This is a genomic window from Nonomuraea sp. NPDC049400 (assembly GCF_044466425.1).
Taxonomy (GTDB): domain Bacteria; phylum Actinomycetota; class Actinomycetes; order Streptosporangiales; family Streptosporangiaceae; genus Nonomuraea.
In genome coordinates this window covers 32662-47041 of the sequence record NZ_JBITMP010000023.1, presented here as the reverse complement: position 1 = coordinate 47041, position 14380 = coordinate 32662, and the positions used below count along the sequence as shown (strand labels likewise).

Annotated in this window: 13 protein-coding genes; 6 read left to right on the top strand and 7 right to left on the bottom strand. The window is 69.0% G+C overall.

The window, feature by feature from the left end:
- Nucleotide 1 precedes the first annotated feature (1 nt).
- From ACIBVN_RS31965 to ACIBVN_RS31950, 4 genes are read right to left on the bottom strand one after another with little or no spacing between them, the layout of a single operon-like run.
- The gene (locus ACIBVN_RS31965) at nucleotides 2-1918 is read right to left on the bottom strand and encodes a DUF6807 family protein (RefSeq protein ID WP_397142721.1); all 1917 of its coding nucleotides are present in this window, start codon (nucleotides 1916-1918) and stop codon (nucleotides 2-4) included.
- Entirely contained in the window at nucleotides 1915-2970 is a 1056-nt protein-coding gene (locus ACIBVN_RS31960; RefSeq protein WP_397142719.1) for a mandelate racemase/muconate lactonizing enzyme family protein, read from the bottom strand. Before ACIBVN_RS31960 ends, ACIBVN_RS31965 begins: the two co-directional genes overlap by 4 nt.
- Entirely contained in the window at nucleotides 2967-3839 is an 873-nt protein-coding gene (locus tag ACIBVN_RS31955; RefSeq protein ID WP_397142717.1) for a 5-dehydro-4-deoxyglucarate dehydratase, read from the bottom strand. The genes ACIBVN_RS31960 and ACIBVN_RS31955 overlap by 4 nt, the downstream gene beginning before the upstream one ends.
- Nucleotides 3836-4726, bottom strand: a complete 891-nt coding sequence (locus ACIBVN_RS31950) for an NAD-dependent epimerase/dehydratase family protein (protein WP_397142715.1) — start codon at nucleotides 4724-4726, stop codon at nucleotides 3836-3838. The genes ACIBVN_RS31955 and ACIBVN_RS31950 overlap by 4 nt, the downstream gene beginning before the upstream one ends.
- 180 nt (nucleotides 4727-4906) lie before the next feature.
- On the opposite strand from ACIBVN_RS31950, the gene ACIBVN_RS31945 reads away from it, so the two are divergent.
- The 6 genes from ACIBVN_RS31945 to ACIBVN_RS31920 all read left to right on the top strand — a co-directional run bounded on the left by ACIBVN_RS31945 (nucleotide 4907) and on the right by ACIBVN_RS31920 (nucleotide 11474).
- The gene (locus ACIBVN_RS31945; protein ID WP_397142713.1) at nucleotides 4907-5860 is read left to right on the top strand and encodes a LacI family DNA-binding transcriptional regulator; all 954 of its coding nucleotides are present in this window, start codon (nucleotides 4907-4909) and stop codon (nucleotides 5858-5860) included.
- 214 nt (nucleotides 5861-6074) lie between these two features.
- A complete protein-coding gene (locus ACIBVN_RS31940; protein WP_397142711.1) occupies nucleotides 6075-6995 on the top strand; it encodes a carbohydrate ABC transporter permease in 921 nt (306 codons plus the stop codon).
- The gene (locus ACIBVN_RS31935) at nucleotides 6979-7845 is read left to right on the top strand and encodes a carbohydrate ABC transporter permease (protein ID WP_397142709.1); all 867 of its coding nucleotides are present in this window, start codon (nucleotides 6979-6981) and stop codon (nucleotides 7843-7845) included. The genes ACIBVN_RS31940 and ACIBVN_RS31935 overlap by 17 nt, the downstream gene beginning before the upstream one ends.
- Nucleotides 7846-7890: 45 nt before the next feature.
- On the top strand, nucleotides 7891-9168 hold the full coding sequence (locus ACIBVN_RS31930; RefSeq protein WP_397142707.1) for an ABC transporter substrate-binding protein: 1278 nt from the start codon (nucleotides 7891-7893) through the stop codon (nucleotides 9166-9168).
- A 10-nt stretch (nucleotides 9169-9178) separates the two neighbouring features.
- Nucleotides 9179-10459, top strand: a complete 1281-nt coding sequence (locus ACIBVN_RS31925) for a Gfo/Idh/MocA family protein (RefSeq protein ID WP_397142705.1) — start codon at nucleotides 9179-9181, stop codon at nucleotides 10457-10459.
- Nucleotides 10449-11474, top strand: coding sequence for a dienelactone hydrolase family protein (locus ACIBVN_RS31920; RefSeq protein WP_397142703.1), 1026 nt, complete (start codon nucleotides 10449-10451; stop codon nucleotides 11472-11474). Before ACIBVN_RS31925 ends, ACIBVN_RS31920 begins: the two co-directional genes overlap by 11 nt.
- A 49-nt stretch (nucleotides 11475-11523) precedes the next feature.
- Here ACIBVN_RS31920 and ACIBVN_RS31915 read toward each other — a convergent pair whose 3' ends face one another.
- From ACIBVN_RS31915 to ACIBVN_RS31905, 3 genes are read right to left on the bottom strand one after another with little or no spacing between them, the layout of a single operon-like run.
- Nucleotides 11524-13293: an ABC transporter substrate-binding protein gene (locus tag ACIBVN_RS31915; protein WP_397142701.1), complete on the bottom strand. Its 1770-nt coding sequence runs from the start codon at nucleotides 13291-13293 to the stop codon at nucleotides 11524-11526.
- A gap of 18 nt (nucleotides 13294-13311) precedes the next feature.
- Entirely contained in the window at nucleotides 13312-13587 is a 276-nt protein-coding gene (locus tag ACIBVN_RS31910; protein ID WP_349450651.1) for a DUF2160 family membrane protein, read from the bottom strand.
- Between the two features lie 2 nt (nucleotides 13588-13589).
- On the bottom strand, nucleotides 13590-14342 hold the full coding sequence (locus ACIBVN_RS31905) for a carbohydrate ABC transporter permease (RefSeq protein WP_397142946.1): 753 nt from the start codon (nucleotides 14340-14342) through the stop codon (nucleotides 13590-13592).
- Nucleotides 14343-14380 lie beyond the last annotated feature (38 nt).

Sequence of the window (14380 nt, the reverse complement as noted above, 5' to 3'; positions counted from 1 at the left end):
GTCATCGCAGCAGCTCGCGGGCGACGGCGGAGGCCGAGGCCGCGTTCAGCCGCCCGTCGACCACCGCTGTGATGACCCGCCTCGTCAGCGCGGTCTCCAGCACCAGCGGCCGGTCCCAAGCCAGTGCCTGCCCCACCCCCGGATAGTGATCCACCCGCACGAACCACGGATCGTCGGCCGTCTGGGCGAAGACGAGCGTCCAGTCCCGGCCCTCGGGCGTGGTGCCCGTCATGGCCACCCACGGGGAGCGGCTGCCGTGCACGGCCTGCTCGTCCCCCGGGAAGGTGGTCCGGCCGGTGGAGGTGCCGGGCGCGCGCCAGAAGAACCCGCCGTAGCCCGCGCCCTCCCGGCCCTTGGTGGCCGAGCTCTGGATCTCCAGGGGAGAGCCGGTGAGGTTCGTGAGCGTGAACGTGAAGTCCAGCGCCCAGAAGCCGTCGAGCGGCAGGGCCGTGACCGCGCGCTCCTCGCGCGCCATGAGCCGCCCCTTGGGCCCGACCCACTCCAGGCGCTCGGCGAAACCGGAGTCATCGAGCCGCGAGAACGCCACGTGCCGCTGCGCGCCGTGATCGTCCAGCCAGGTCGGGCCCTGGTCCTTGACGTAGGTGCGGCCGCCCCAGAAGTTCGCGCCGCCCAGGTCGGAGATCGCGACTCCCACGCCGAGGTGATGCACGTGGTCCTCGGGGCGCAGCTGGGTGACCTCCACGCCGCCGAGCGTGCGCACCGGATGCAGGTAGGGCCGCGGCGAGTCGGTGACCGGCAGGTCGGGCCGCCACTCGTACGAGGCCACCGCCGTGTCCGCGACGTGCAGCTCCACCGTCGTCCACGGCACGCCCAGCTCCGAATACAGCGCCAGCTCCTCCGCGCTGCGGGCGGTCAGGTCGTCGACGCCGGGCAGGGTCCGGCGCGTGACCTCGCCGGAGGCGGGGTCACGCTCGACGACCTGGTGGCGCTCGGGGATCGGCAGCGGCTCGGGAGCCAGCCGCACCGCGTCCAGCACCTGCGTGAACGACTCCGTGGCCGACAGCGGCACCAGCAGGCCGGCGCCCGCGCGGACGTGGTCGATGAGGTTCTCCAGCAGGTCGGTGCGCTCGTGCACCGTGGTCGTGACCGAGCCGTCAGGGAGCTCGACCTTGAGCACGTCCTTCGTGTAGAAGAGCGTGGCCCGGCCCGCGTCGCCGTGCACGACCAGGTACGGGTCGTGCGTTTCCGCCGCGCACAGCGTGACCGCGATCGTGATCACCTGGCCGTCGTCGAGCCGGATCCGCACGCAGGAGGTGTCGTCCGACTCGATCGGGTGGGCGTGGTAGAGCTCGGTCTCGATCCCCGCGATCGGGCCGTCCACCAGGGCGAGAGCGGTCGCGACGGCATGCGCGAACGGGTTCGTGAGCGCGCCGTCCACCACGTCCACGCCGGCGAGCCGGCGTCTGCCCGACCAGGCGGACCTGGTGAAGTAGGACGAGGGCCGCACCCAGGCGCCCGCGCCGCCGATGCCGCGGACCCGGCCGAGCGCGCCGCCGGCGATCAGCGAGCGCAGCGCGGGGACCGCCGCCGAGCCGAGCGACTGGAAGCCGACCTGGCAGGCCAGCCCCGTCTCCGCCACCGCGGCGGCGATCCGCTCGTGCGCCGACCCGCTGGCCGCGGGCGGCTTCTCCAGCAGCACGTGGGAACCGGCGTGCAGCGCGGTCACGGCGAGGTCGGCGTGCGTCTGGATCGGCGTGCAGATGATCGTGATCTCCGCGCCGCTCTTGGCGATCAGCTCGCCCAGATCGGGCGACTGCAGGGGCGAGGCGAAGTCCACTTCGACGGGACGCACGTCGCAGATCCCGGCGAGCTCGACCTGCCCCTGGTGGCTGAGCCCGCGCAGGATGTCCAGGTGATGTTGCCCGTGCCCGCGCGCACCGGCGAGTACGACCTTCACCGCGACCACCTCAGCCCCAGCCCCGCGTGCTCGCTCGCCCGCAGCACACCGTCGGCGGCCCGCACCGGGTACGGCTCCTCCAGCAGCCCGAGCGTCGCGAACGACGCGTCCTCCACGTCCTCCGCCATGACCGGCAGCGGCAGGGCCAGCGCGAGCTGCCCGGAGATCTCGCTCAGCAGGTGCGGGTAGACCGGCACGTCGTACGCCCTGGCCAGCTCCACGATCCGCAGGAACGGCGTGATCCCGCCGACCCGCACCACGTTCGGCTGGACGACGTCGCACGCGCCCGCGGCCAGCAGGTCGCGGAACCCGTACGTGGTGTAGACGTTCTCCCCGACCGCGACGGGCACGTCGATGGAGCGCCGCAGCTCCACGTGGGCGGCCACGTCGTCGGCGGGCAGCGGCTCCTCGATCCAGTGCAGCCCGAACTCCCGCAACGCGGCAATGGCCCGCCTGGCCCGGTGCAGGTCCCACCGCTGGTTCGCGTCGATCATCAGCAGCCGGTCAGGCCCGATCACCTCGCGAACGGCGGCCACCCTGGCCACGTCCTCCGCCAGGTCGGGCCGGCCCACCTTGATCTTGACGCCCCGGTACCCGGCCGCCACCCAGCGCCGGGCCTGCTCCACCAGCTCCTCCAGCGGGTAGTGCAGGTTGACGCCGCTGCCGTAGACGGGCACCTCGTCGCGCCGCCGCCCCAGCACGTCGGCCAGGCCGCTGTCGCCGCAGCGCAGGTCCCACAGCGCCAGGTCGATCCCGGCCAGCGCAATCGTGGTGATCCCGCCCGGTCCCGCCTCGCGCAGGTGGCGCCAGAGCCGGTCCCACACCACCTCGGGGTGCGCGGGCAGCCCGATCAGCGCCTCGCGCAGGTCGTGGTCGAGCAGAGCCTGTACGGCGTGCGCCCCGATCTGCGGCGTCCATGAGAACCCGGTGCCGGTCCGCCCGTCCTTGAGCGTGACCTCGCACACGATCACGTGGTTGGCGGGCACGTCCGCGCCCCAGGGCCGCGGCAACGCGACCGTTCGCAGCGAGGTACGAAGGTCGGCGATCGTCATGACTTCGCCAGCTCCAGCCCTGTCTTGATCAGCGCCTCCAGCTCCGCCAGGTGCTCTTCGGTCGGCTCGACCAGCGGCGGGCGGACGGCGCCCACGTCCAGGCCGCGCAGCCGCACCCCGGCCTTGACCAGCGCGACCGGGTAGCCGGGGACCTTGCCGCGCAGCCGTACGAGCGGGGCGTAGAACTCGGTGAGCAGCCGCTCGTCACCGTTCAGATAGGCCAGCGCGATCTCCGGCGCGAACGCGAAGACCGCGCTCGAGTACAGCTCCACGCCGATGCCCCGGTAGGCGGGCATGGTCAGCTCGGCCGTCGGCAGCCCGTTGAAGAACAGGAAGTCCGGGTACGACTCCCGCACCGCCAGCACGATCCGCTGCATCCTGTCGATGTCGCCCACGCCGTCCTTGAGCCCGATCACCCCGGGGATGCCGGCCAGCTCGACCACGGCCTCCGGCTCCAGCACCACCGAGGCCCGCTGGTAGACGATCACCGGCAGCTCGGCGGCCACCGCCGCCACGTAGGCGGCGAAGCCGTGCCCCGGACCCTGCGCCAGGTACGGCGGCATGAGCAGCAGCCCGTCGGCGCCCGCCTCACGCGCGGCCCGCGCCTGGTTCAGCGCCGTGCCGAGCGGGCCGCCCGCGCCCGCGAACACCGGCACCCGCCCGCCCACGACCTCGGCCGCCACCCGCACCGCCCGCGCGTGCTCCGACTCCGACAGCGCGGAGAACTCCCCGGTGCCGCACGCCACGAACACGCCGCCGGGACCGTGCTCCATGCCCTGCCGGATGTGCTCGGCCAGCACCTCTTCTGCGAGCCTCCCGTCGCCGTCGAAGGGAGTCACGGGGAAGAACAGCACACCGCTCAGATTCATGCAGATTCCTTCAGTTCAGTGCGCCAGCTCCGCTTGGGCTGCCAGCCGAGCAGGCGCTGTGCCTTGGTCGTCGAGAAAGCGGGGGTGGTGCCGGTGAGCCCGGCCGCGAACGGCTCAGTCCCGGGCACGACCTGGGGCAGCAGGTCGGCGAGCGGCTTCCTGGCCAGGGCGTCGGCGGCCCCGGCGAAGAACACCTCGCCGTTCGGCAGCTCAGGCAGCGCCTCGGCCAGCACGGCGATCATTTCGGCGGCGTCGCGGGAGTCGATGTAGTTGAACAGCGAGACCCCGCCCAGCTCGGGCCGGTCCAGCCGCTCCTTCACGGTGTGCCCCGACTGCGTGGGCGCGCCCGCCCACTCCTCGGGCGGGATGACGAAGCACGGCCGCACCGCGGCCATCCGGGTCGTCCCGGCCACCGCGAACGCCTTCATGGTCTGCTCGGCCACGACCTTGGACAGGTTGTACGCGTTCCACGGACGTACCGGGTGCTCTTCGTCGATCGGCAGGTAGCCGGGCGCCCAGCCGCCAGGGGCGCCGTACCCGATCACCGTCGGGCTGCTGGCCACCACCACGCCCCGCACGCCCAGCGCCACGGACGCCTCGCAGACGTTGAACGCCAGCTGCGTGTTGACCTTGAAGATCACGGACTCCGGAAGGCTGAACGGCGTCGCGATGGCCGCCAGATGGATCACGGACTCGGGCCGGAACCTGGCGATCACCTCGAACGCCTCGCCCGTGTCCGTGAGGTCGGCCGGTAAGGCGGCCGCGGCCTCGGATGGCGTGCCCGGCGCTCTGTCCACGCCGATGACCTCGTGCCCGGCCGCCACTAGCGTGCTGACCACGCTGCGGCCCAGGCGTCCTGCGCTTCCGGTGACGAGGACTCTGCTCACCCTGGGAGGCTCCTTCAAGACTGCAAACAGTTGCACTAAACCTTCGTGTCCCCGAGGGCAGGGCGTCAAGTAGTGATTTCATTGCCCGGGCACGAGCAGGGGTTTCCTAGCGAGTTCGCTCGGCAAGCGCTTTCATGGTACTCGGGGAGTCTGCAAGCGGTTGCGTTATGGTGGGCGACTGTGACAGTGACGATTCGTGATGTGGCCCGGGCCTCCGGCGTGCATGTATCGACCGTGTCGCGGACGTTCTCCGCGCCGCACATGGTGAACGCGGCCACCCGCACCAGGGTGCTGACCGTGGCCGAGGAGCTGGGATACCGCCCCAACCGGGCGGCCAGGGCGCTCACGACCGGCCGCACCCATAATCTTGGCCTGATCGTGGCCGACATCGCCAATCCGTTCTTCCCCCCGCTGATCAAGGCGGCCCACGCGGCGGCCAGGCAGCGCGACTACCACCTGTTCGTGGCCGACACCGACGAGGAGGCGGCCGCCGAGGAGGAGCTGGTGCAGGCGTTTTCCAAACAGGTGGACGGTCTGGTGCTGTGCAGCCCGCGGTCGTCCAACAAGGCACTCGAACGGCTGGCACAGCGGGTGCCGTTCGTGGTGATCAACCGGCGGCTGCGCGGCGCCGCCACGGTGCTGATGGACGTCGGCAGCGGCGCCAGGCTGGCGGTCGAGCACCTGGCCGGGCTCGGGCACCGTCGCGTGGCCCTGGTGTCGGGTCCGGCCGGCTCGTGGACGAGCGCGGAGATCCGTACGGCCGCCGAACAGGTGGACGGTGTCGAGCTGGTCGTCATCGGCCCCAACGCGCCCACCGAGCGGGGCGGGTTCGCCGCGGCGGGCAAGGTGCGCGACTCTGGGGCGACCGGCGCGCTCGCCTACAACGACCTGGTGGCGATCGGGCTCATCGAGGGCCTCGGCGACCTCGGGCTGGGCGTGCCGGAGGACGTCAGCGTCGTGGGGATCGACGACATCGTCCCCGGACGGCTGAGCCGTCCCAAGCTCACGACGGTCGCCATGCCCACGGCCGCGGCAGGCCGGCTCGCGGTGGACCTCCTCATCCAGGAGGTGACGGCCACCACGTCACTGGAGACGCGCCTGGTCATCAGGGACTCCACCGCGCCACCACGATAGCCTGCCTACTGCAAACGGTTGTACTAATCGCGCAGCAAATTCGTCTGACTTCTTCGGTGGACGAGCGCTCTAGCTGGGAAAACGCCGTAACGATATATCGGTAACGGCTATGTAACGGCTGCAAAGGGTTGACGCAACTTTCCCGCCAGCTATAGGAAAGCGCTATCCATTCACATCTCGCCGGAAGGTCCGTGAATGACGAATGAGTTCCGTCATGGCTGACATGGTCAGAGGCGGGCCCCGCTCCCTACGTGCCCGCCGCGAGGCCAGAGCCGCCTACCTGTTCCTGGCGCCCTGGTTCGTCGGCCTGCTCGTCATCACGATCGGCCCGATCTTCGCCTCGCTCTACCTGTCCTTCACCGACTACAGCCTCCTCAAGGAGGCCAAGTGGGTCGGGCTCGAGAACTACATCAAGATGTTCACCGAGGACGAGAGGTTCCTCGCCTCGTTGAAGGTGACCACGATCTACGTGGTCGTGTCGGTCCCGCTGCAGCTGGCCTTCGCGCTGGCGCTGGCGCTGGTGCTCGACAGAGGGCTGCGCGGGCTGTCGTTGTACCGCTCGATCTTCTACCTGCCCTCGCTGCTGGGCGGCAGCGTCGCGATCGCGATCCTCTGGCGCAAGGTCTTCGGCGCCGACGGTCTGGTCAACGCGGTGCTGTCGCTCTTCGGGATCCAGGGACCCGGCTGGATCGGCGACCCGGACACGGCGCTGGGCACGCTGATCCTCCTGCACGTGTGGACGTTCGGCGCCCCTATGATCATCTTCCTGGCCGGGCTGCGGCAGATCCCCAGCAGCTACTACGAGGCGGCCTCGGTGGACGGCGCCGGATCCCTCCGCCAGTTCCGCTCGATCACGCTGCCGCTGCTGACGCCGATCATCTTCTTCAACCTCGTGCTGGAGCTCATCAAGTCGTTCCAGTCGTTCACGCAGGCCTTCATCGTCAGCAACGGCAAGGGCGGTCCGGCCGACTCCACCCTCTTCTACACGCTCTACCTCTACCTGCAGGGGTTCAAGAACTTTGACATGGGCTACGCCGCGGCGATGGCGTGGGTCCTGATGGTCATCATCGCCGCCCTGACCGGAGTGAACTTCCTCGCGTCTAAGTATTGGGTCTTCTATGGCGACACCAAGTAGGCCGGTCCCGGTGCTGTTCCGCCCCCTCAGGGGCGGGCCGGTGGTCAAGCACATCCTGCTGATCGGCTTCGGCCTGGTCATGCTCTATCCGCTGCTCTGGATGATCTCCAGCTCGCTCAAGCCGGAGGAGCTGATCTTCCGGCAGCCCGGACTGTGGCCCAGCAAGATCACGTTCGAGAACTACACCGAGGGCTGGACCGCGCTGAAGCACCCCTTCGGCTACTACCTGTGGAACTCCGCGGTCGTCACGGCGTTGTCGGTGGTGGCGAACCTGGTGGCCTGCTCGCTGGCGGCCTACGCCTTCGCGCGGCTGAACTTCCCGCTGAAGAAGCTCTGGTTCGCGATCATGCTGGGCACGATCATGCTGCCGCACCACGTGACGATCGTGCCGCAGTACATCATGTTCTCGAAGCTCGACCTGATCAACACGATCTGGCCGCTGGTGATGCCCAAGGTGCTGGCGACGGACGCGTTCTTCGTCTTCCTTATGGTGCAGTTCATCCGTACCCTGCCGAGGGAGCTGGACGAGGCAGCCGAGATTGACGGAGCGGGCTATTGGCGCATCTTCATCAGAGTGGTCATGCCGCTCTGCCTGCCCGCGCTGGCCACCACCGCGATCTTCACGTTCATCTGGACCTGGAACGACTTCCTCAGCCAGCTCCTTTACCTCAACAACCCGGACAACTTCACCGTCCCGGTGGCTTTGCGCACGTTCCTCGACTCCAGCGGAGAGTCGTCATGGGGCCCGATGTTCGCTATGTCGATCATCGCCCTGGGTCCGATCTTCGGCTTCTTCCTGGCCGGCCAGAAGTACCTGATCCGTGGCGTGGCCACCACGGGACTGAAGTAGCTCCATCCACCCCCCGACAAGAGGAAACCCATAGGAGGTAGAGCCGTGAGCTCTGGCAAGAAGATGTGGTCGGCGGCGCTGCTCGCCACCGCAATGCTGGCGGTCACCGCGGCCTGCGGCAGCGGCGGCGAGAGCGTCGACGGCAAGGTCAAGCTGCGCTTCTCCTACTGGGGCAGCGACGCGCGACAGAAGATGACCGAAGAGGCGATCAAGAAGTTCGAGGCGAAGAACCCGACCATCGACGTCGAGGGCGAGTTCTCCGACTTCGGCAGCTACTACGAATCGCTGTCCACCAAGGTCGCGGCCAACGACTCGCCCGACGTCATCACCCTCGAGATCCGCGGCCTGCGCGAGTACGCCGACCGCGGCACGCTGGCCGACCTGGCCAGCAAGGTCAACACCGCCGACATCGACGCCAAGGTGCTGGCCACCGGCGCCATCGACGGCAAGCAGTACGCCATCCCCACCGGTGTCAACGCCTGGTCCCTGGTCGTGGACCCGGCCGCGGTCGAGAGCGCGGGGCAGAAACTGCCCGACGACACCAAGTGGACCTGGGACGACTGGGTCGACCTGTCAGCGAAGATCACCGACAAGAGCGGTGGCAAGGTCTTCGGCACGCAGCAGGCCTTCAACCCCGCCTTCCTGCAGATCTTCGCCGCGCAGCGGGGCGAGCCGTTCTACAACGGCAACAAGGTCGGCGTCTCGCCCGACACGCTCAAGGCGTGGTGGGCCGTCATGCAGAACCTGATCAAGACCAAGGGCTCTCCTGACGCCGCCAAGACCTCCGAGATCGGCGCCCAGAGCGTTGACCAGTCGCTGTTCGCCACCGGCAACGGCGCGATGGGCATGTGGTGGAGCAACCAGCTCGGCGCGATCAACAAGGCGTCAGGCAAGGAGGTGGACCTGCTCCGGATGCCGAAGGCGCCGGGCGCCACCACCGGCGGCATGTTCCTGCAGCCCGCGATGTTCTACACCGCCTCGTCGAAATCCGAGCACGCGGCGGAGGCCGCCAAGTTCATCGACTTCATGATCAACGACCCGGAGGCGGGCCAGATCATCCTCAGCGACCGCGGCCTGCCGGCCAGCTCCAAGGTGCTGGCGGCGGTCAGGGAGAAGCTGCCCGCCACGGACAAGAAGACCCTGGACTTCCTCGACAAGGTCAAGGGCGAGCTGGCCGACCCGCCTGCCGCTCCGCCGAAGGGCGCCAGCGCCATGGAAGACATCCTCACGCGGTACTCGGAGGAGGTCCTGTTCGGCAGGATGACCCCCGACGACGCCGCGCAGAAGTTCATCACCGAAGCCAACGCCGCTATCGCCGGCTAAAAGGAGAGAAATGAAGTACGCGTTCGTCGGGCTCGGGCACCGCGCGCAGATGTACGTCGACGCGCTGCTCGGGGAGTGGCGCGACGCCGGCACCATCGTCGCTCTGTGCGACACGAACCGGACCCGCATGGACTACTACGTCGAGCGGATCGGTCACGAGGTGCCGCGCTTCACGCCAGATGAGTTCGACAAGGTGCTCGAGCTCGCCGACGCGGTCATCGTCACCACCGTGGACGCCACCCACGCCCGATACGTGTGCGCGGCGCTCGACGCCGGGCGCGACGTCATCGTGGAGAAGCCGCTCACCGTCGACGCCGAGGGCTGCGCAGCCATCGCGGAGGCGGCCGAGCGCAGCACCGGCAAGCTGATCGTCACCTTCAACTACCGGTACTCGCCGCGCAACTCGGCCGTGCGCCGCCTGCTGCAGGAGGGCGCGATCGGCCGGGTGACGTCCGTGCACTTCGAGTGGACGCTCGACACCATCCACGGCGCCGACTACTTCCGCCGCTGGCACCGCGAGCGGATCAACTCGGGCGGGCTGCTCGTCCACAAGTCCACCCACCACTTCGACCTGGTCAACTGGTGGCTCGCCGCCGCTCCCCAGACCGTCTTCGCCCAGGCCGACCTGCGCTTCTACGGCTCGGAGAACGCCCGCGAGCGCGGCGTGACCGACCGTCCCACGCGTGGCCAGGGCGCCCCGGGCCTCGGTACGGACCCGTTCATCCTGGACATCTCCCAGGACGAGCGGCTCAAGCGGCTCTACCTGGACGCCGAGCACGAGGACGGCTATATCCGCGACCAGGACGTCTTCGGCGACGGGATCACCATCGACGACACCATGTCGGTGATGGTCCGCTACACCGACGGCGCCGTGCTCACCTACTCGCTCAACGCCTACGCCCCCTTCGAGGGCTACCGGGTGGCGTTCAACGGCACCGCCGGGCGGCTGGAGCTGGAGGTAATCGAGCGGGCGTGGACCCCGCCGCACGCGGCCATCGACCCGAGCGCCGCCACCAAGCAGCACAAGGCCGATGCGTGGGAGAAGCTCACCCTGCACCGCCAGTGGAGCGAGCCGGAGGAGGTGCCGATCGAGAGCGGGGCCGGCGGGCACGGCGGCGGCGACCGCCTGCTGCTGAACGACGTCTTCCGCGGGCCCGGCGACGACCCGCTGAAGCGGCAGGCCGGCTACCGCGACGGCATCCGCAGCGTGCTGACGGGCCACGCGGCCAACGTCTCGGCCGCGACCGGCGAGCCCGTGCACCTCGCGGACGAGGGCACGCGTGTTCGCTGAGCTGGCCGGCATCACCGCCGCCCAGCTCGGGGTCTACCCGTCTCTCCCCGGCTCCGAGCTGCGCTCGGCCGCGCGTGCCGCCATGGGGGTGCTCGACCTGACCGCTCAGGACGTGCGGGTCGAGCGCTCGTGGACGGACGGCGACCTCGCCGGGGAGGAGCTCTCCTGGTCGGTGGGGTTCGGGCCACGCACCCACGCGTACCTGCTGCGCCCTCGGGAGGCGGCCGGGCCGCTGCCCGGGGTGGTGGCGCTGCACTGCCACGGCGGGATGAAGTGGGTCGGCAAGGAGAAGATCGCCGACGGCCCGTCCGCGCCTTCTCCCGAGGTGCTGAGGGTCCGCGAGCGGATCTACGGCGGTCGCGCGTACGCGAACGAGCTGGCCAGGCGCGGCTTCGTGGTGCTGGCCCCCGACGTGCTCACCTGGGGCAGCCGCCGCTTCCCGCTCGGTGTCGACGAGCCCGCCCGTTACGACGCGGCGGCCAAGGACCACGAGCATGTGGTCGCCAAGTACTGCGCCGCGCTCGGCACGTCCTTCGCGGGCGTGGCGGCGGGCGAGGACCTGGCCGCGGCGGCGTACCTCCGGTCAAGGCCCGACGTGGGACCCGTCGGATGCGCCGGGCTCTCCGGAGGCGGCCTGCGGGCCGCGCTCCTCGGCGCGTTCGACCCGGACATCCGGGCCGTGGTCGTCGCCGCGATGGTCTCGTCCTACCGCGACATGCTCGACGGGTACGTCGAGAAGCACACGTGGATGCTCTGGCCGCCGGGGCTGCCGCGCCTCGGCGACTGGCCCGACCTGGTGGCCGCCCGCGCGCCCCAGCCGCTCATGGTGCAGTACGCCCTGCGTGACGAGCTGTTCCCCGAGCCGGGCATGCGCCGGGCGCACGCCATGATCGAGGAGCGTTACCGGGAGGCCCCCGACGCCTACGAGGCGGTGTGGGCCGACGTGCCGCACAGCTTCGACGTGCCCAGGCAGGATCGGGCCTTCGACTGGCTGGCCCGTAACCTGAAGGAATAGGAGACGGCCGCCGCCCGGACCTGCCCCGGGCGGCGGCGCTCTCGCACGGTCAGTTCCCCGACTTCCACGTCGCGATCAGCTTGTCGTAGTCGAGCGTCTCCGGCTTGCCGCGCTCGTCGGCCAGCTTCGGCGCGGGCGCGCCCGGCTGGTCGAGCCAGTACTGGGCGGGGCGCTCGGGGTTCAGCTTCGGCGCGCAGTTCCCGCCGTAGCCGCGCCGCTCCAGCCGGGCCAGGATGTCGTCCTGCTGCTTGGCCAGGTTGTCCATGGACTGCTGGGCCGTCGTCTCGCCGGTCACCGCGGTGGCGACGTTCTGCCACCAGAGCTGGGCGAGCTTGGGATAGTCGGGCACGTTCGTCCCGGTCGGTGTCCACTGCTTGCGGGCCGGCGAGGCGTAGAACTCGATGAGCCCGCCGTACTTCTTGGAGTTCTCAGAGAAGTAGTCGCTCCTGATGTCGGAGTCGCGGATGAACGTCAGCCCCTTGATCGACTTCTTCAGCGACACCGACTTCGACGTGACGAACTGCGCGTACAGCCACGCCGCGGCCCTGCGGTCCTGCGGCGTGTTCCGGAGCAGCGTCCACGAGCCGGCGTCCTGGTAGCCGAGCTTGTTGCCCTGCTTCCAGTACGCGCCGTGCGGGCTCGGCGCGATGCGCCACTTGGGCGTGCCGTCGCTGTTGACGACCGACAGCCCCGGCTTGGTCATGTCGGCCGTGAACGACGTGTACCAGAAGATCTGCTGGGCGATGTTGCCCTGCGCCGGCACCGGGCCCGCCTCGCTGAAGTTCATGCCCGCGGCCTCCCGGGGGGCGTACTTCTTCAGCCAGTCCACGTACTTGGTGAGCGCGTAGACCGAGGCGGGGCCGTTGACGTCGCCGCCGCGGGTGACCGACGAGCCGACCGGGCGGCAGTTCTCGACCCTGATGCCCCACTCGTCCACCGGCAGGCCGTTGGGGATGCCGGGGTCGCCGTTGCCCGCCATGGACAGCCAGGCGTCGGTGAAGCGCCAGCCCAGCGACGGGTCCTTCCTGCCGTAGTCCATGTGGCCGTAGACCTTCTTGCCGTCCATGGTCCCGTTGCCGTTGACCTTGTTGGTGAAGAAGTCGGCGATGTCCTCATAGGCCGCCCAGTTGACCGGGACGCCCAGGTCGTACCCGTAGGCGTCCTTGAACTGCTTCTTGATCTTCGGATCGGTGAACCAGTCGTAGCGGAACCAGTACAGGTTCGCGAACTGCTGGTCGGGGAGCTGGTAGATCTTCTTGTCCGGGCCGGTGGTGAAGCTGATGCCGATGAAGTCGTCCAGGTCGAGGGTGGGCGAGGTGACGGTCTTGCCCTCGCCCGCCATGTAGTCGGACAGCGGGAAGACGTAGTCGCCGCGGGAGTGGGTGCCGATGAGGTCGGAGTCGTTGACGTACGCGTCGTAGATGTTCTGGTTGCCCTGGATCTGGGTCTGGAGCTTCTCGATGACGTCACCTTCCTGGATCAGATCGTGCTTGATCTTGATCCCGGTGATCTCGGTGAACGCCTTGGCCAGCGTCTGGGCCTCGTACTCGTGGGTGGTGATCGTCTCGGAGACCACGTTGATCTGCATGCCCCGGTACGGCGCCGCGGCCTTGATGAACCAGTCCATCTCCGCCAGCTGCTGGTCCTTGGACAGGGTGCTCGGCGTGAACTCGTCCGTCACCCACCGCTGCGCCGCGGCCTTGCCGTCGGACTCCTTGAAATCGCTCGTGGGCTTCTTCTCGCCCTGCGTGCAGCCGGCCACTATCAGGACGACCGCGGCCAGACCCACCGCCGCGGACCTGCCTGCACGATGCCTCATCGCTTGGCTCCTCCTCTGTTAGCCCCATATCCCGATCACGACCGCCACCAGCAGCGCGCACCCGAGTGCGAGCCACATGGACAGGTCGGTGACTGCTATCCAGCCCGCCAGCACGACGGCGGCGCTGATCAGGCCGATGTAGAGCCGGTCGCCACGGTCGGTCTCGATGCGCAGGAAACCGCGCCGGGCCACGGGCGGGGAGATGCGGGCCCAGACCGCCATGACGACCAGAAGGAGGGCGAGCCCGGCGAAGACCAGGGCGGTGGGGACGGTCCAGACCATCCACTCGAGCATCCCTAGACCCTCCCCATGGTGAATCCCTTGGCTATGTAGTTGCGGACGAACCAGATGACGATCGCGCCCGGGACGATGGTGAGCACCCCCGCCGTGGCCAGCAGGCCCCAGTCCACCCCCGCCGCGCTCACCGTCCTGGTCATGGTCGCGGCGATCGGCTTCGCGTTCACCGAGGTGATGGTCCTGGCGATCAGCAGCTCGACCCAGCTGAACATGAAGCAGAAGAACAGCGTGACGCCGATCGCGGAGCGGATCATCGGCAGGAATATGCGGATGAAGAAACGGGGCAGCGAATAGCCGTCTATCGCGGCCGTCTCGTCGATTTCCCGGGGGATTCCCGACATGAAGCCCTCGAGTATCCACACGGCGAGCGGCACGTTGAAGAGCATGTGCGCAAGGGCAACCCCGAGATGCGTGTCGAAGAGCCCGACGCTCTGATAAATCTGGAAGAACGGCAGCAAGAACACCGCCGGCGGCGCCATGCGGTTCGTCAAGAGCCAGAAGAACAGGTGCTTGTCCCCGGCGAAACGGAACCGCGAGAACGCGTACGCCGCCGGCAACGCCACGACGAGCGACATCACGGCGTTCATCGAGGTGTAGACGATGGAGTTCAGATAGCTCGAATACCAGGCGGAGTCGGAGAAGAAAGTGACGTAGTTGTCGAACGTCACGCGCTGCGGGATGAGCGAGAAGCTGCCGAGGATGTCCTCGTTCGGCCGGATCGACATGAGGAACATCCACAGCACCGGCAGCATCAGCGTCGCCACGTACAGCCAGAAGACCGTCCGCGCCC